Annotated in this window: 17 protein-coding genes; 7 read left to right on the top strand and 10 right to left on the bottom strand. The window is 48.0% G+C overall.

The window, feature by feature from the left end; genetic code table 11:
• Window positions 1-268: 268 nt before the first annotated feature.
• From W01_RS12620 to W01_RS13955, 6 genes are all read right to left on the bottom strand, one after another.
• Complete coding sequence (locus W01_RS12620; protein WP_173055235.1) at window positions 269-874, bottom strand: DUF4202 domain-containing protein; 606 nt, start codon at window positions 872-874, stop codon at window positions 269-271.
• Between the two features lie 84 nt (window positions 875-958).
• On the bottom strand, window positions 959-1765 hold the full coding sequence (gene dapB / locus W01_RS12615) for a 4-hydroxy-tetrahydrodipicolinate reductase (protein ID WP_173055233.1): 807 nt from the start codon (window positions 1763-1765) through the stop codon (window positions 959-961).
• 26 nt (window positions 1766-1791) lie between these two features.
• The gene (locus tag W01_RS12610; RefSeq protein WP_173055231.1) at window positions 1792-2175 is read right to left on the bottom strand and encodes an outer membrane protein assembly factor BamE; all 384 of its coding nucleotides are present in this window, start codon (window positions 2173-2175) and stop codon (window positions 1792-1794) included.
• Between the two features lie 25 nt (window positions 2176-2200).
• Window positions 2201-3898: a DNA repair protein RecN gene (gene recN / locus W01_RS12605; protein ID WP_173055229.1), complete on the bottom strand. Its 1698-nt coding sequence runs from the start codon at window positions 3896-3898 to the stop codon at window positions 2201-2203.
• Complete coding sequence (locus W01_RS12600; RefSeq protein WP_173055227.1) at window positions 3898-4770, bottom strand: NAD kinase; 873 nt, start codon at window positions 4768-4770, stop codon at window positions 3898-3900. The genes recN and W01_RS12600 overlap by 1 nt, the downstream gene beginning before the upstream one ends.
• A 99-nt stretch (window positions 4771-4869) precedes the next feature.
• Window positions 4870-6351 (bottom strand): formylglycine-generating enzyme family protein, encoded by a 1482-nt coding sequence (locus W01_RS13955; protein WP_198421291.1) that lies wholly within the window; start codon window positions 6349-6351, stop codon window positions 4870-4872.
• A gap of 662 nt (window positions 6352-7013) precedes the next feature.
• Here W01_RS13955 and hrcA point away from each other — a divergent pair.
• Both hrcA and hemH read left to right on the top strand, forming a co-directional pair.
• Window positions 7014-8033, top strand: a complete 1020-nt coding sequence (hrcA, locus tag W01_RS12590) for a heat-inducible transcriptional repressor HrcA (protein WP_173055975.1) — start codon at window positions 7014-7016, stop codon at window positions 8031-8033.
• Window positions 8034-8143: 110 nt separating this feature from the next.
• Window positions 8144-9235 (top strand): ferrochelatase, encoded by a 1092-nt coding sequence (hemH, locus tag W01_RS12585; RefSeq protein WP_173055225.1) that lies wholly within the window; start codon window positions 8144-8146, stop codon window positions 9233-9235.
• A 59-nt stretch (window positions 9236-9294) separates the two neighbouring features.
• Here hemH and orn read toward each other — a convergent pair whose 3' ends face one another.
• Entirely contained in the window at window positions 9295-9840 is a 546-nt protein-coding gene (orn, locus tag W01_RS12580) for an oligoribonuclease (RefSeq protein ID WP_173055223.1), read from the bottom strand.
• Between the two features lie 171 nt (window positions 9841-10011).
• Here orn and W01_RS12575 point away from each other — a divergent pair, with 171 nt between their 5' ends.
• Genes W01_RS12575 through rsgA form a run of 4 tightly spaced genes read left to right on the top strand, consistent with a single transcriptional unit; the run spans window position 10012 to window position 12786 of the window.
• Entirely contained in the window at window positions 10012-11265 is a 1254-nt protein-coding gene (locus W01_RS12575; RefSeq protein WP_173055221.1) for a M48 family metallopeptidase, read from the top strand.
• 2 nt (window positions 11266-11267) lie between these two features.
• Window positions 11268-11573 carry a c-type cytochrome gene (locus W01_RS12570; RefSeq protein ID WP_173055219.1) on the top strand — a complete coding sequence of 102 codons (306 nt, stop codon included), beginning with the start codon at window positions 11268-11270 and terminating at the stop codon, window positions 11571-11573.
• Window positions 11574-11578: 5 nt separating this feature from the next.
• Window positions 11579-11917, top strand: a complete 339-nt coding sequence (locus W01_RS12565) for a 4a-hydroxytetrahydrobiopterin dehydratase (RefSeq protein ID WP_173055217.1) — start codon at window positions 11579-11581, stop codon at window positions 11915-11917.
• Complete coding sequence (gene rsgA / locus W01_RS12560) at window positions 11914-12786, top strand: ribosome small subunit-dependent GTPase A (protein WP_173055215.1); 873 nt, start codon at window positions 11914-11916, stop codon at window positions 12784-12786. Before W01_RS12565 ends, rsgA begins: the two co-directional genes overlap by 4 nt.
• 75 nt (window positions 12787-12861) lie before the next feature.
• On the opposite strand, the gene W01_RS12555 is transcribed toward rsgA, so the two are convergent.
• Window positions 12862-13800, bottom strand: coding sequence for a CobD/CbiB family protein (locus W01_RS12555; protein WP_173055213.1), 939 nt, complete (start codon window positions 13798-13800; stop codon window positions 12862-12864).
• Between the two features lie 142 nt (window positions 13801-13942).
• Here W01_RS12555 and W01_RS14430 point away from each other — a divergent pair, with 142 nt between their 5' ends.
• Window positions 13943-14074 carry a hypothetical protein gene (locus W01_RS14430; RefSeq protein WP_256380109.1) on the top strand — a complete coding sequence of 44 codons (132 nt, stop codon included), beginning with the start codon at window positions 13943-13945 and terminating at the stop codon, window positions 14072-14074.
• 348 nt (window positions 14075-14422) lie between these two features.
• Here W01_RS14430 and W01_RS12550 read toward each other — a convergent pair whose 3' ends face one another.
• Both W01_RS12550 and W01_RS12545 read right to left on the bottom strand, forming a co-directional pair.
• Window positions 14423-15136: a hypothetical protein gene (locus tag W01_RS12550; RefSeq protein WP_173055211.1), complete on the bottom strand. Its 714-nt coding sequence runs from the start codon at window positions 15134-15136 to the stop codon at window positions 14423-14425.
• A 551-nt stretch (window positions 15137-15687) separates the two neighbouring features.
• On the bottom strand, window positions 15688-16590 hold the full coding sequence (locus W01_RS12545; RefSeq protein WP_173055209.1) for a S8 family serine peptidase: 903 nt from the start codon (window positions 16588-16590) through the stop codon (window positions 15688-15690).
• Between the last annotated feature and the right edge of the window lie 145 nt (window positions 16591-16735).

Here is a 16735-nt window from a genome sequence, read left to right as displayed (position 1 = left end):
TACTTACTTGATTAGCCAGCTTCGTGAACGAACGGGGTTAAATACCCGAGAGAACAACATCTTGCATAGCAACCAAAAAACCAAAGAAAGAGCGTACGCGTAAATTTATAAAACATTCGAGCTAACCGCTCAGATGACATAAAGAAGCGGGACGAACTGATCGTTCATCCCGCCATTATTTTTTAATTATACCTCATAGCAAGGGGGGTATCAAATGTAAAACCCAATCTGCCAGCTTAACTGGACTCACTGTTACCGTGATAAATAATCAGGCTACCACCAGCACTTTATTAATTACCGTCCGCAGCTCTGAAGTGAAGTTGAACTTTAATGCAGTTATGTGGCCTTTTTCAGACATTTTTTTCCAAGTTTTGCAGAGAATGTTGAACAATTTTTCTTCTTCAAAAGAACTATATTTATTAAAAAAATCTACCAGATAATACTGAAGGAACACTAAGCCAACGACGTCTTCCAAACTCTGGCTTTCCGGGTTGGTTTTAAGCTTTTCTTTGCGCAACAGCGCTTGTACATTAGCAATCATTTCCTCGTCATAGCCTACCTCGCGCATAATCTCACCCGTAATTTCACCGTGAAATTTATACAGTTCCATGCGCCAACATTTATACCCTATTCTATCCATTGGATAATTGTTGCGTGAGATTTTCCAGCGGCAGATATGCTGACAACGCGCTGCCAGTTGTAATGTTTCAGACGCATCAGGCTCAAAATGCTTAAGCATGGCAGTCATGCGTTTAGAATAGAGTAGTTCTTTGGGATAAATCACACCCTCGAAAACATCCTGATTAGGATCAGCAGCGTTAGCGGCATCAAATTTGACAAACGCTTGCTCAAAGCGGGGAATATTAGCAATCATGTTGCCATCTGTAACATCTCAACAATTAAGTAAATGATTGTGCTAAATATTAATTTTTCTCTGTTGAAGACTCTACCTAAGCACTTACTTCAACTCAAGCACATCCTGCATGTCATACATCCCAGCCGCCTTGTCTTGCAAAAAACGTGCTGCACGTAGCGCACCGAGAGCAAAAGTGGCACGACTACTCGCCTTGTGAGTAATTTCGATACGTTCACCGATGCCTGCAAAGAGCACGGTGTGATCTCCCACAATATCGCCACCACGCACGGTAGCGAAGCCAATGGTAGACGGATCGCGTTCACCTGTGACACCTTCACGACCATATACAGCGCATTTAGCCAGATCGCGCCCCAATGTTTTTGCAATGACTTCTCCCATACCCAGCGCGGTTCCAGAGGGTGCATCCACTTTATGACGGTGATGTGCTTCGATAATTTCAATATCATAGCCATGGCTTAACACTTTGGACGCCATTTCCAGCAATTTGAAGGTAAGGTTTACACCTACGCTCATGTTGGGAGCAAACACGATACCGATGTGCTGCGCTGCCGCACCCAACTGCACCTTTTGTTGCGCAGAAAAACCGGTGGTGCCTATAACCATCGGCACGCCGAGTTTTATACATACGCCAAGGTGGTGCATCGTGCCTTCCGGACGCGTAAAATCAATCAGCACATTCGCACCTTGCAGAGCATCCTCCACATTAGCGGTAATCTTTACACCACATATACTACCAGCCAACTCACCAGCATCTTTCCCCAACTGCGCACTGGAGGCATGCTCCAGAGCCGCATGTAAGGTCAGATCACCCGACTGTAGTATGCCTTCCAGCAAAGTCTTGCCCATTCGCCCGCTACAACCAGCAATTACGACTTTTATTTTATTCATCGTTACTCCTTGAATATTTTTCAGGACTAATTCTCGCCGACGGGTTCAGTCAATACAGGCACGACCATCGCGGGTAGCACGGGCATGTTGCCATCGTCAATACGAGTTAGGTAGTCGCCCTCGAAATATAGCGTCATGCGTTGCTTTTCAAGCAACTTACCCTTTTTTTCGAGCCTATAGACATAATCCCAACGGTTAGTATGAAAGGCATCATTGACTAGTGGCGTACCAAGAACAGCCTGCACTTGCAATCGCGTCATACCTAACTTGAGCTTATGACGCATTTCAGGAGTAACCATATTGCCTTGATTAATTTCCATCTTGTGAGCAGTGAACGAGGGTAGCTTGGGCATAGTCATTTCACTGCACGAAACGAGCAACACAGAGACAACAATCAACTTAATGCGCATAGTAAAAGCCATCGATAATGGAACTTCAGCATGATACATCAAAGCTGCCGCAGCTCGACAAATCGAGCCCCCCATCAAGCATTTCAGCCGCATGTTTGCGCGTGGTATCAGTAATTCTTACTCCACCCAACATGCGTGCAATTTCCTCGACACGTTCCGCCCGATTGAGGATAAATATGGTACTCACGGTAGCACCGTTTCGGCTGGATTTACTTACCTGCCATTGTGCATCCGCCATTGCCGCCACCTGCGGCAAATGCGTTACGCACATCACTTGATGACGCTGCCCCAAGCGCTTAAGCAAAGCACCAACAATTTCCGCCACACGCCCACCTATGCCACTATCCACTTCGTCAAAAATCAACGTGGGCACGGTGGCTGCCTGACTGGCGGCCACCTGTATCGCCAGACTGATACGCGATAATTCGCCACCAGAGGCAACTTTTGCCAAGCTGCGTAACGGTGAACCGGGATTGATCGCTACCTGAAATTCGAGCGCTTCCAGCCCCTGTGCATTTCCTTCAGCAAGCGGTCTCAGTACCACAGCGAAATTACCGCCCTGCATGGCCAGAGTCTGCATTGCAGCAGTAATTTCACGTGATAATTTTTCAGCTGCTTTTTTGCGCGCCGCACCCAATTTTTTCGCGGCAGATAGATACTGTTCACGTGCGGCAGCCTCTTGCTGCGCCAATGCGGCGAGGTCAGCATCGCTACCCAGATCATCCAGCCGCGCGACAATACACTGCAAGACATCGGGTAATTGCTCTGGCACTACCCGGTATTTGCGCGACGCATCCACTACCGCAGCCATGCGCTGTTCCTGCTCAAGTAATTTTTGCGGGTCAATATCCACTTTCTGTGGATAATGGCGTAACGCATACACGGCTTCCTGCAAATCGTTTTGGGCACTTTCCACTATATTAAGCGTATCCTGCAAGGATCCGTCGAATTCAATACCTACGCGTAAACGGACAGTAAGCGCATTCAATTGCGCAAGGCAAGCAGTATCGGCTTCACTTAATATTTCCACGCCAAACTGTGCGGTTTCCAACAGGTCTGCGGCGTGCGACAGGCGCGCATATTCGCTCTGTAATTCCGCCCACGCCTGTACGGTAAAGTTCAACATTTCCAGCTCGTGCCGCTGGAACAACAATAACTCACGCTCGCTAGCCACCGCTTCAGCTGTTTGCTCCAGTTTTGTACGGCGGCGAAGCAACGTTTGCCACTCGCGGAATAATCCCGCCAGCTCTTCCACTTCGCTTATCAAACCGGCATAACCATCCAGCAGATCGCGCTGAGCATCGGGATACAATAAGGATTGATGTGCATGCTGACCGTGGATATCGAGCAGATACTCACCCGCATCGCGCATCTGTTGCAACGTGGCGCTACGCCCATTAATGAAACCACGCGACCGTCCGTTGGCATCCAACACCCTGCGCAGCAAGCATATATTCGCATCACCTACCAACTCTTGCTCGCACAACCAGGATTGCAAATCGGGCAAGTCGGCTATATCGAATTCCGTACTGATCTCGGCGCGCTCACAACCGCTACGCACCATGCCCGCATCGCCACGTTCGCCCAACGCCAGCGACAAGGCGTCAATCAAAATGGATTTACCCGCACCCGTCTCGCCAGTGAGCGCGGTGAAACCGGAGGAAAAATCAAGTTCAAGGGAATCAACAATGACAAAATCGCGGATACTAAGAAACTTCAGCATTACAATGTTTTATTCCAGAGCAATTTTTCACGCAATGTACGGTAATAGCTATGTCCTACTGGATGCAATAGACAAGCCGGCTTTGAATGACGCCTCACCACCACTTTGTCATTTTCCTGCAAATCAAAGTAGGCGTGGCTATCAAAATGCACGCGCGCATCAGAAATGCGGTGCGGCAAAATTTCCAGCAACGATTCGCTTTTAACAACGATGGGACGATTACTTAAGGTATGCGGACAGACAGGAACCAGAGCGATAAGGTCGAGTGAAGGATGCAAGATAGGACCGCCAGCGGATAATGCATATGCTGTAGAGCCAGTAGGGGTCGCCACAATCAAACCATCTGCACGTTGAAGATATAGATACTCATCGTCGATGCGCACCTCGAATTCAATCATGCTGCTGATATTGCCGCGATGTAACACCACTTCGTTGAACGCTAGCGAACTAAATACCTCAACACCATCGCGCAAAATACAGGTAGACAACAACATACGCTGCTCAGTGACGAAATTGCCGCCCAGCATAGCGGCTATGGTTTGCTGCATGGTATCAACCGATATGTCGGTAAGAAAACCTAACCGCCCCTGATTCACTCCCACTAGCGGAATACCGAGGGGGGCCAAGGTACGCGCAATGTTCAACATGGTTCCATCGCCGCCCAGCACGATGGCCAGATCTACCTCATCCCCCATCGTGTCCAAAGTCATAACTTTATAATCGTGCTGCTTTAGGTGCTCGGCCGTGAGACTGTCCACTACTACAGAAACATCTTGCTCGGAAAGAAAGGCAGCCAACCGCAGCAACGGCCCGGTAATTTCCGGTGTCTTGTATTTTCCGATCAGAGCGACAGTTTTAAAAGGGAATTTCATAGCATAAATTGTGACTCTCTGTATCTTTTTGGCAACACCCCCTTCGGCATCCAAAAAAAGAAGCTACATCAAATTTAACAAATATAAAATGCCCCCACTTTATGGGAGCGTTCTAGCAAGACGAAACCCAACCTTGTATTCATAACGTTTTATCTCTTCGTTCCCCACACGATATGCTGAGCGCATAAACTTCGAAGTGTATTTCCAAGAGCCGCCACGAATAACACGTCCTACAGCCCTATCATTCCCAGAGGTTTTTTGCACCCAAGCACTTCCATTCGTTGGCGCACCTTTGTAATTATTATGATAAGTATCCTCCGTCCATTCCCACACATTGCCTAGCATGTCATATAGGCCAAAAGCATTCGGCTTAAAGCTGCCTACTGGGGCAGATTTTGCTCCTTCCCACGGGGTGGAAGATCCGTCCCACTTGTGGCCGCAATCACTACAGTTAGCATTGTTATTCCCGACATCATTACCCCAGTAAAAAGCGGTTGTCGTGCCAGCACGAGCGGCATATTCCCATTCTGCTTCAGTCGGCAAACGGTAATTCTTTCCGGTTTTCTTTGATAACCATTGGACGTAGGCTTGTGCATCAAACCAATTGACACAGGCAACCGGACGATTATCAAACTCACTGTCACCAACAAGGTCTTTACGGAAGCCAAAGTCGCCCGAATTACGGCCAACACGTTCTTCAACCCAACCGCTTTCGTTGACTGCCCAACATGTTCCCGCATCATGCTTTGTCTCGCCCACAAATGCGGCATACTGACTTCGAGTAACTTCGGTTTTACCTAAAGCAAAAGACGGTAAAGTGACCCGATGAACAGGGCTCTCATCAACGCCGTGCCCAGCCTCATTATCCGGCGAACCCATGTCAAAACTTCCTGCCGGGATGACTATCATTTCTGGGCAGCTTGGACAATCTTTGAACATTCCCTTTTTAACCTCAACCTGCTCAGGTTCGCGCTGTTTACCTACGGCGTTGAGTTGCGCCGTACCCAGTTGAACCTCGACCTTTTTAATCGCACCGTCTCCCACACGGAGTTCTTGTTCGAATGTGCGATCATTAAAAGCATCAACTTTCTTTTGCACCCGCAACTTCAACGTGCCTTCAGGCACCTGCACGTCTAGTGGACATACACCCTTAAGTTGATCGTCGACGAACACTTCAGCATCCATATCATCAATTTTACAGGTGACACTCAGCAACGACCCCTTCTTCGTCTCAGCCTGCTCCACGCCCAATTGCGCTGACTCTTGCTTGCCTTCGGCATTCTTTTGCGGCGCACCCAATGACACTTCAACCGTTTTAATCACGTTATCGCCCATGCGAATTTCTTGCTCGAATATACGTGCACTGGAAGCATCAACTTTCTTTTGCACCTTCAATTTTAATGTGCCTTCTGGTACCAGCACATCCACAGGGCATTCGCCCTTGAATTTGCCATTAACCAATACATCAGCACCCACGTCATCACCTTTACAGGTTACACTCAGCGTAGAGTTAGCCGCATATACGTCAGCGAATGCCGCTAGGGTTACGACTAGTAGGGTTGAAATATAAACTGATTTCATGGTTTCTCCGTTTAAAAAAATGATTGAGGTGGAAATTTTATTCATCTTTAAATCTTTACCGCCACTAATTTATGGACAGCATAATGCGTTAAACTCGTCACCGCTGAGACTGGCTTGATGCAGAATGGCGCGTAATGTACCACGGGCAAGTTCATTATTGTCAGGAACTACCAATTGAAAAACCGGTAGTAGCCTGCGGGATAATTTTGGAGTGGTATTGAATTTTTTGGAAACAACCGCCTAGAACAATCCCTATCCATAACCAGACTCTCGAACAACAAGTTCGGCTTGGAGTTTCGTTTGTAGTTCCTCTATTAAACAAATAAATTTTTCCTAATGACTTTCAAGACTTGGGGCTACAAACCAGTATGAAGCGTAAAATATTATGGAGATATATCAAGTACAGAACAACATTAAGAATAACTCTCAGCTTACCAATTGGATATAATAATAACTTGTGAATCCACAGTCTGAACATTATGTTTTTTATAAAGCAGTAGAAATACTTGTGCACGGCGATAGATGAAGCTTGAATTCTTGACGAGTTCATTGAAATATTAACTGCTAATATTCGAGCCAGTCTCACTTATCCATCAACCACGAATACAATAGACGCTTACCGAAGCAAGGCCACTACTTCCAGATCAGATTCAATGTCAACAATTCTTAACAACCGCGCACAAATTTTGCTTAAGACATTGGTGGATCGCTATATTAACAATGGTCTGCCGGTGGGTTCACGCGCGCTGCTAGAGTTTTCCGGTTTAGAAGTCAGCTCCGCAACTATCCGTAATGTAATGGCGGATCTCGAAGAAATGGGACTGGTGAGCAGTCCGCACACTTCCGCTGGACGCGTACCGACAGCGCGGGGTTATCGTTTGTTTATCGACACACTGATGGTGGTGCAACCGCTGGACAGCGCACGTGTGCAACAACTCGAACACCAATTACAACCGGATAATCCTTCTCGCTTGCTGATGCAAGCGTCCAATTTATTGTCGGAGCTTACACATTTTGCCGGTGTAGTTGCCACGCCAAAGCGCGCCGCCATCACCGTGAGCCATGTCGAATTTTTACGCCTGTCCAAAAAGAGAGTTCTGCTAATTATCGTAATGCCAAACAACGAGGTGGAAAACCGCGTATTACTGACGCACAAGGATTACACCCAATCACAGCTCACTGAAGCTGGCAATTTTTTAAATCAACACTATGCCGACTGCCCGTTCCAGGATATTCACCAACGCGTGCAATCCGAGTTACATCAACTACAGCACGACCTGACATCACTAATGAGTGCAGCGATGGCGGCAAGCGATACGGTAATTGCACGAAAAAATGAAGATTACGTGATTAGTGGAGAACGTAATCTACTGTATATAAATGATCTTTCATCTAACATGGAACAACTACGCGGGCTGTTCAACGTGTTCGAACAGAAAACCGAGCTGCTGCAGTTACTTAATGTAAGCCGCCATGCACCCGGCGTGCATATTTTTGTCGGTAACGAATCCGGGTTGCCCGGATTAGACGAGTGCAGCGTAGTTAGTGCACCTTACACTTCTGACGGTCAAATTATTGGCACGCTGGCAGTGGTCGGTCCTAAACGAATGAATTACGAAAAAGTCGTCCCGATTGTGGACATCACCTCCAAGCTGCTCAGCAATGCGCTGTCGCAACATTAGCAAAAACAAGATATCAACAACTTAAGACACTGTTAAAGAACAGTCCAAAACTTTTCAATCGGTATTCTGTTTAGCTTTTTCTCAGTAGAAAATTTCTTGGAAACAACGTTATGCCTTACTCAATTGAACCTACCTATACCCACGGCACACCTGAAAAATGTGCCGTGTTATTGCTTAACCTTGGCACGCCGGATGCTCCCACTGCCCAAGCAGTCAAACCTTACTTGCGTGAATTCCTGGGCGACCCGCGCGTAGTGGAAATTCCCAAACTGGTTTGGTGGTTTATTCTGAACGGTATTATTCTTAACACTAGACCAAAGAAATCTGCCGCCAAGTATGCCAGCATTTGGATGCCCGAAGGCTCACCCCTGAAAGTACATACCGAACGTCAAACCAGTCTGCTACAACGCTATCTGGAGGAACGCACCCATGGCATGCCACTGGTGGTGGACTACGCCATGCGCTATGGCAATCCTTCAATTTCCAGCGTGCTAGACAAACTCAAGGCACAAAATTGTCAGCGCATCCTGCTTGTTCCGATGTATCCACAATATGCCGCCAGTGCAACCGGCACCGCATGGGATATTATTTTTAATAAACTCATCAAACAGCGCAACATGCCCGCGCTGCGCACTATTAAGCACTTCTACGACAACCCTGGCTACATTGCGGCCACTGTGCAAAACATCCGCGATTATTGGACACTGCATGGTCGCCCGGATCAACTGGTGATGAGCTTTCACGGTTTACCACGCTACACGTTAGAAAAGGGCGATCCTTACCACTGTGAATGCCAAAAAAGCGGACGTCTGATAGCTGAGGCATTGCAACTTAATGCAGAACAATACACTGTTTGCTTCCAGTCGCGCTTCGGCCGTTCCGAATGGCTCCAGCCTTATACAACTGCCATACTTAAAAAGTTAGGCATGAAAAAAACTAAACGCGTTGATGTAATCTGCCCTGGCTTCGTAGCAGACTGCCTGGAAACGCTGGAAGAGATTGCAATGGAAGGTAAAGAAGACTTTAAGCATGCCGGCGGAGGTGAATATCACTATATTCCTTGCCTCAATGAACGTCCAGGCTGGATACACGCCTTAGCGGATTTAGTGTTGGACAACCTGCACGGCTGGCTCGATAAACCACAAGCTGCACAACTGGAACAGAGCCGCTTAAAGGCTCTGGCCATGGGCGCTAAGAGTTAACTTGTAAACTAATGTGCATGCTATATTGAGTAGTCATGCATATAGCGGCACGAAATGCCTTATATCTGGATAAAATTATCACGGTAATACTTCATCTCATTGATGGATTCGTAAATATCAGCCAACGCTTCATGTTTACCGTGTTTCTTTATCCCCTGAGCTACTTCTGGCTTCCAGCGTTTAGCAAGTTCCTTAAGAGTGCTTACATCCAAGTTACGATAGTGGAAATAGCTTTCCAATTGCGGCATCCAGCGTGCAAGAAAGCGACGATCCTGGCAGATAGAATTGCCACACATCGGTGAAATGCGAGCGGGCACATATTCCTTGAGAAACTCCAGCATCTGAGCTTCCACTACTGCGTCGTCCAGCGTCGATGCTTTCACCTTGTCGATAAGACCAGATTTGCCATGGGTGGCTTTATTCCAGCTATCCATACCGTCCAATACGATATCTGCTTGGTGCACTACCAAAACCGGTGCTTCAACAATAGTATTCAGATCGCCATCAGTAATAACCAGCGCAACTTCAATAATGCGATCAGTTTCCGGAACTAGACCGGTCATCTCCATATCTATCCAAATGAGGTAGTTTTGATTTTGTGCCATAATTCACTGCGTGTGTTTATTGATATAACTATCGGACAGGTATTGTGCCATATCAACACAACAATCCAATTATTTTTAATTAGTAAATAATAGCCAGCGCATGCCCTATTATAAAAAATAAACGAGTAATATCAATTTCTTAAAGTATACATTTTATAAAAATCAGAATAAATGAATTCAGTCCAATTTTCCGCGTTATTTATTGGCGCACTGTTATTAACTACGGTCGCCCAAATGTGGCTGGCACGACGTCATCTTGCTCACATCCAAGCACATCGCGCCAAGGTACCATCGGATTTTCGCGAGCAGATAGATCTCTCAGCACACCAAAAAGCGGCGGACTACACAAGCGACAAAACGCGATTGACTATGCTGAGCACTCCATTCAATGCTCTGCTCCTGTTCATATTCACTCTCGGGGGCGGAGTGCAGTGGATTGCCGACTTGTGGTTAACCACCTTTACCAATTCACTCATACAAGGCTTGGCAGTCATCCTAACGGTGCTGCTACTTTCATCCCTATTGGAAATGCCGTTCAGCTTATACCGCACATTTGTCATTGAGGCGCGCTACGGCTTCAATAAAATGACACTGGCAATGTACTTGACTGATAGTGCTAAAAGCTTATTGCTCGGCGCCCTATTCGGCCTGCCCTTATTATTCGGAGTATTGTGGCTGATGGAACGCATGGGCGCAAACTGGTGGCTGTATGTTTGGGGAGTATGGGTAACGTTCAATCTGCTACTCCTATTCATCTATCCCTCTTTCATCGCACCGCTGTTCAACAAGTTCACCCCGCTGCAAGATGAGACGCTCAAAACGCGTATTAAGGCACTATTACAAAAATGCGGATTCACCGCACAGGGGCTATTCGTAATGGATGGCTCCAAGCGTACCTCGCATGGGAACGCCTATTTCACGGGCTTCGGCAAAACCAAACGGATTGTATTTTTCGACACCCTGCTGGAACGCCTCGTGCCAACAGAAATTGAAGCGGTACTAGCGCATGAGCTGGGACATTTCAAACGTCACCATGTGCTGAAACGTATCGTTTTCACCTTTGCCTTAAGCCTGGGATTCTTATGGCTACTCGCACAATTGATGGAAGCAAACTGGTTCTACGTCGGACTCGGTGTTACTACCCCATCCACCGCACTGGCGCTATTGCTGTTCTTCATGATATTGCCAGTCTTCAGCTTTTTACTGCATCCGCTTATGAGCTACTACTCGCGCAAACATGAATTCGAAGCAGATGCCTACGCCGCGCAACAAACTAATGCGCATAACCTGGCCAGTGCGCTGGTAAAGATGTACCAAGATAATGCTGCAACTCTTACGCCAGATCCGTTGTATTCCACGTTTTACGACTCACATCCACCCGCACTGATGCGTATTGCCCGATTACAAACTTTACAAGGAGCCTAGTCATGAAGAAATTTTTTGCTATATTTTTATTACTATGCGGTACAGCACAAGCCGAGTCTTTTGCCGATGGTCAACCTGAAGCCGGTAAAAAATTATTCGATAAATACCAATGTAACCGTTGCCACAACGGCAAGATGGGCGGTGACGGCAATGCCATCTTCACGCGTCCCAACCGCAAAGTAACTGACCCGCAGCAGCTAACGGCACAAATTAATGTATGTACCCGTAATGTGGGTGCTAATTTTTCCACACAGGAAAAACTAGACCTCGCCGCCTATCTCAACAAGCATTTCTATAAATTCAAGTAAACGCTATGACCACCCTCTGTGATTTGACAAACAAAAAATGCAAGCCTTGCGAAGGCGGTATACAGCCGTTATCTCAAGATGAAATTAACATTCTGATAAAGCAACTGGATGGCTGGGTACAGCGCGATCACACGATCGGTAAAGTTTTCGAGTTCAAAAACTATTATCAGACCATGGCCCTCGTAAATGCAGTGGCATGGCTTGCGCACCGCGAAGATCATCATCCCGATCTGAGTGTGAGCTACAACAAGTGCCATGTAGAATATTCCACGCATGCCATTAATGGCCTGTCAGAGAATGACTTCATCTGCGCCGCCAAGGTAGACACCTTGCTTAAGGTTTGAACCGATCTATCCAAGGGCAAGTGGTCGCCGCCTTCAGCCGCCAATATATAGTTGAACTGTCTGATGGAGAATTACTGCCCTGTCTGACTCACGGTAAAAAAAGCGAAGTGGCATGTGGTGATATTGTAGAAATTCAGCGCATAAGTGATGCGCAAGGGGTGATCAAACATATCCTGCCGCGCCAGACCTTGCTATACCGTTCTGATGCCTACCGCCAGAAACTCATTGCCGCCAACATTACACAAATTATTATAGTCGTAGCAAGCAAGCCTTCATTCAGTGACGAACTTCTGGCGCGCTGCCTCATCGCCGCACATGACCAACAACTTGCAACCCTCATCGTGCTGAATAAATGCGACTTACTGGAAGCAACAATAACTGCGCGTACCCAACTACAAGCCTACCGCGCCATCGGCTACCGTGTGCTGGAACTGTCTGCCAAAGAGAATGCAGCCCCTCTATGCCCCTTTTTACAAGGCCACACCAGCATACTGGTAGGGGAATCCGGCATGGGTAAATCCACCCTCATTAATAAATTACTACCGGATGCACAAGCCGTCACACGTGAAATTTCCACCGCACTGAATTCAGGAAAACACACCACCACCCACGCACGTCTCTATCACTTAAATACGGAAAGCCATTTGATAGACTGCCCCGGTGTGCAAGCATTCGGGCTACACCACCTGGATTTTGGTGCCATCGAAGCGGGCTTTGTGGAATTTGCAGCCTACCACGGTCAGTGTCGCTTCCATAACTGTCATCACACCCATGAGCCGGACTGCGCACTGAAAAAAACAGAGCAAGAAGGAAAGATCGATGCACGGAGACTAAAGCTGTTTCAGGAGATTAGCCAGAGTAAGTGCTGACTTGCCTCCTTGGGAAGGCAGTAATTAATTGGCTTACAATAACTCATCAAACAAGGAACCAATATTACGGATATATCAGATCCTAACTAATGTTGCCAATCCTAGCAGTAACAACAACACAATCCAGAATACCAGTGCACGCCACACCAAACCTACAGTGCTTTGCATGAAATCCACGTCAGCCTCATCCCCAATTCCCAATTCGGGACGATCCAGCGGCAAACCACCCTGTGAAATTGGCAATCCAAGTCGTACACCAATCGCTCCCGCACCACTTGCCAGCACAATGCCTGCTTCTGGATCAGGCCAGTTTTGTGCCTGTGTGCGCCAGCAATACACCGTATCTTCAAAATCGCCGACAATAGCAAAGATCGTGGCGGTAAGGCGCAACGGCAGCCATTCTATCCAATGGTAGGCTTGTCGTGCGAACATCCCGAATTCGCTAAGTTCGACATCCTTCTGATTATCCCAACGCGTATAAATGAATTGCGACATACGATACAGTATTGCGCCGACTGGCCCCAGCCCCAGCAGCATTGTAATCACAAACCATACTATGACACCGAACACACGACGGTGCGAGGCCAGCAACCCTTCTTCGATAGTGACACGCGCAACCTCCTCATAATTCAGGTCATGACATGACACTCCGCGCCATGTAGAAAGGATGTTGCGCGCTTTGTCCAAATCGTTGTCACGTAATGCTTGATGAATTTCGGTGTAGTAATGACTGAACTGATGGAAGCCCATGGTGAGATACAGTACCAGCACACTGAATGCCCAGGCGAACACCGGATAGATAAAATACGATAACCCATACAGCGCAGCTGTCCCGCATAATGGTAATAGCACCGCAAGTAGCCAGGCAATCTTGCCATGCTTATGCTCACCCGTATTTAAGTGATGCTGAAAAAAATTGACATAGCGTGTCAGCCAAACAAACAAGTATTTGCGCGAAGCAAGCGGATGTAATTGTTCCAGCAATAGGGCGGCAATTAGTGAAAACAGGCTCATGGCATCTCAAGGTGCATAGGCTAAATTAGCCCGCAAGATACCACACACACACATAATTATGCGACACACCATTCATCCTATTTCCTTCAACTGAACTTGTAAAAACGGCTGCGAACCCAATACTGGAGCGGATTAACGGCGGATGCGGAGAGTTACCCAATGGGTGAGTGAATTTGAGCAAAAAGCGAGGCTACAAGCCGTTGATTCGGCGTTACAGGTACAAGCCCAGGAACGGGTAGTGGAAGACATTCGCTTGGTGACACCAGGCGGGTGATTTCAGGTTCGTTGGGACGGGACCGGAAGTCCGGCCACACTGAGGCAGTTGACGTTCTTTGCCGATTTTCTCAAAATCATTGGGTTATTCGCCCGCTAGATGGGGGGCTGCCCGATGTTGTACACCAGCCCCAACGCACCCGCAAAAGTCGACGTCCCCGGCACCTGACTACTCTCGATTCTCGATGGGCAGCGACGTTATGCGCACGTCGCCGAGTTGCGCGGTGACAAAGTCGCACCGCAGATACTTGGCATGAACAAGATCGTCAGCGACGAGAGCCTGCGCCCGCGCCTTAGCCCATCTCTACTCCTGACTCAAAAACACGCTGCTAGAGCAAATGCTCCGCATTTAAGCGGGCGCACACATCGCAACGCCCTCGTCTGCCCAACCGAGCGCCACCACTTCGGCGATGTCTTGCTGGTTCGTTGAATACCGATGATTTGAATCCCACGCATTTTTCACCCCGTTGTCAGCAAACGCGCGGTTGTAAGCCCGGTACACCGGAACACTCGCTTGCGGGCATGAAAATGAACCGTCAGCGTTTTTCCGTGGCACACTCATCGGGAACGAATAACCTTCGAAATTCCACTGTTGCGCAGTCGTTGGGCGCGGCGTTTTTTGCAAATTTTTTAACGCCGCGCAATCGGCATCGCCCACCGTGAAAAAGTGTGAGTTTGGCCCGGGCGAGACGCTGCCATAGAAGCGGCAGGTACGCACGAAACCGCCTGCGTTGAACGACTTACCCGTGCGGACAAAGTGACCCGCGCCGCCGGAATCAAGAAATACGGCTTCCTCCGGATCGCTTGTGTAGAAAAAATTACCGCCTGGTGATTTGGGGAAATCTTGTGTGTTACGGAATTCGATCACCGTACCCGCGCGTTTTGGAGCGGGGAGATCGCGCAACTTGATCACTCCAAAGTAGCCTGTTACGCCTAACTCATAGCCAATCCCTAAACCAGCGCTGAGTTCGTTGAGTCCAGAGACGACAAACTCTTCAAATTCAAACCCCGTAACGGTAGTAGCTCGCTGCACACCTTCAGAGATTGTGTAGCAAGGAACCATTGGGGGTGGACTCCAGCCTAAAAGAGGCGGCACAATGGATAGGGATACGCCACAACTCGGCACGCCCGGAGCGCTTATAGTCCCTTTTTCCGAAAGGGTGTTGGGAAGAAAGGGGCCAGACGGATAATACTCAGAGATTACAGTAGTTACAGTGTCACTGTGAAAAGCTTTAAAACTTGAAAACAAGTTTTCAAAGTGGACACGCGGCTCGATTCCACTGCTACTGCGCAGGTCGAATCCAAAAGCAGATAAAAAAGAAGACGGTGACGAAATATTCACAAACCGAACACTAGACCGCTTCGGAAAATCACCTTGTGCGGTCGGCGGCAGATTTTCTGTTTGCGTAAAAAGCCGCGTATAAGTATCGGGGTAAAAGTCCAGTGGAGGGGGTATAACAAACTCCAAAAAAAGCCCCTCGCGTGGAACGACTGAAAACGGGCCAGGTTCAACGACACTTGCAGCCCATGAAGGCAAAAATGGCACTGACCCGAGTAACGCAAAAGCCGCTGCTAAGAGCCAGTTTTTATGCGCCATTGATCGACTGAATGCAATCATGGAAGCCGTACACGCTGTGGGTTTGATCCTGCGACGATATAGCTACGCACGAGCGTCTCAAGCGCGCCGGCGCTTGAGGGGTTGTACGTCTCCGCCAACCATGCTGCAACGCCAGCAATATGCGGAGCTGCCATTGACGTTCCACTCAATCGTCCATAATTGTTGTAGATCGTACCGTTTCCTTTTTGGAGAGTCGGCACGTCACTCCAGGCCGACCAAATGTCAGTGCCTGGCGCAAACACGTCAACGCATGGCCCGGTATTCGAACCGGGTTCGGGAGTTGCCAGGTTACTATCATCTAAAACATAGACCTGAGTTTTCGCTACAGCAGTACTAATCTTTCCGTTAACAGCAACGCGCGCCCAGGCGCTAATTTCAGAGCCACCCCCACCGCCAAAAAAATTTGCCGGGGCTGGATTCGGTGTCCAGCCCGGCGGCAACGGCGTATCACTCCAGGGCGGAGTTTGACTGAACTGCACGTAGCTAACCTCGGTGACCCGTTCGACGCGGGGGTCGCGACGAATTTTTTGTAGCTGCCCGTTGTTTAGGTAGGTAGTGAACGAAAGACCTACCCAGCTTGTCATGTCAATGTATTCAAACCCGTAATCTTCTTGAAATGCTTCGACCATGTTTTTATTTCTATCTGGGTGACGCTCTTGAAATTTATCGTTATCACGTTGCCTCTTGTTCGGGTCACGCACTTCGGAGAACTGCAACTCGGTACCGTCGAACAAATCCACGATGTAGAGGATTTGATTGTGTTTGTTAACGATGGGCACTTGGCCAACACTCGCCGCGGAAACGAGCGGCGCTTCGACCTGATCAGCTGAATATGTGGGGGGATTCACAAACGCGAGTGCAACACACGCGAAACTCGTTAACACCAACCTTAATTTCATGAGCTTCTCCAAATGAAGCGGACGAATTAATAAGCTCTCCTAAGCATAATTCTATAAGTTTTTTTCCTCGACCACAAGGTTGGATTTGTAGCTTTTTATGTCTTTCGCTTCTTTATCACTACGTTGATCTTTGCTATAGGAATCT

Source organism: Candidatus Nitrotoga sp. AM1P (assembly GCF_013168275.1).
In the GTDB taxonomy this organism is placed as follows: Bacteria; Pseudomonadota; Gammaproteobacteria; order Burkholderiales; family Gallionellaceae; genus Nitrotoga.
This window is presented reverse-complemented; position numbering and strand designations above follow the sequence as displayed.

Excerpts from the sequence above, each read along its gene's own strand:
- W01_RS12620 (WP_173055235.1), bottom strand. The coding sequence starts at position 874 with ATGATTGCTAATATTCCCCGCTTTGAGCAAGCGTTTGTCAAATTTGAT.
- dapB (WP_173055233.1), bottom strand. The coding sequence starts at position 1,765 with ATGAATAAAATAAAAGTCGTAATTGCTGGTTGTAGCGGGCGAATGGGC.
- W01_RS12610 (WP_173055231.1), bottom strand. The coding sequence starts at position 2,175 with ATGCGCATTAAGTTGATTGTTGTCTCTGTGTTGCTCGTTTCGTGCAGT.
- recN (WP_173055229.1), bottom strand. The coding sequence starts at position 3,898 with ATGCTGAAGTTTCTTAGTATCCGCGATTTTGTCATTGTTGATTCCCTT.
- W01_RS12600 (WP_173055227.1), bottom strand. The coding sequence starts at position 4,770 with ATGAAATTCCCTTTTAAAACTGTCGCTCTGATCGGAAAATACAAGACA.
- W01_RS13955 (WP_198421291.1), bottom strand. The coding sequence starts at position 6,351 with ATGAAATCAGTTTATATTTCAACCCTACTAGTCGTAACCCTAGCGGCA.
- hemH (WP_173055225.1), top strand. The coding sequence starts at position 8,144 with ATGCCTTACTCAATTGAACCTACCTATACCCACGGCACACCTGAAAAA.
- orn (WP_173055223.1), bottom strand. The coding sequence starts at position 9,840 with ATGGCACAAAATCAAAACTACCTCATTTGGATAGATATGGAGATGACC.
- W01_RS12575 (WP_173055221.1), top strand. The coding sequence starts at position 10,012 with ATGAATTCAGTCCAATTTTCCGCGTTATTTATTGGCGCACTGTTATTA.
- W01_RS12570 (WP_173055219.1), top strand. The coding sequence starts at position 11,268 with ATGAAGAAATTTTTTGCTATATTTTTATTACTATGCGGTACAGCACAA.
- W01_RS12565 (WP_173055217.1), top strand. The coding sequence starts at position 11,579 with ATGACCACCCTCTGTGATTTGACAAACAAAAAATGCAAGCCTTGCGAA.
- W01_RS12555 (WP_173055213.1), bottom strand. The coding sequence starts at position 13,800 with ATGAGCCTGTTTTCACTAATTGCCGCCCTATTGCTGGAACAATTACAT.
- W01_RS14430 (WP_256380109.1), top strand. The coding sequence starts at position 13,943 with ATGCGGAGAGTTACCCAATGGGTGAGTGAATTTGAGCAAAAAGCGAGG.
- W01_RS12550 (WP_173055211.1), bottom strand. The coding sequence starts at position 15,136 with ATGGTTCCTTGCTACACAATCTCTGAAGGTGTGCAGCGAGCTACTACC.
- W01_RS12545 (WP_173055209.1), bottom strand. The coding sequence starts at position 16,590 with ATGAAATTAAGGTTGGTGTTAACGAGTTTCGCGTGTGTTGCACTCGCG.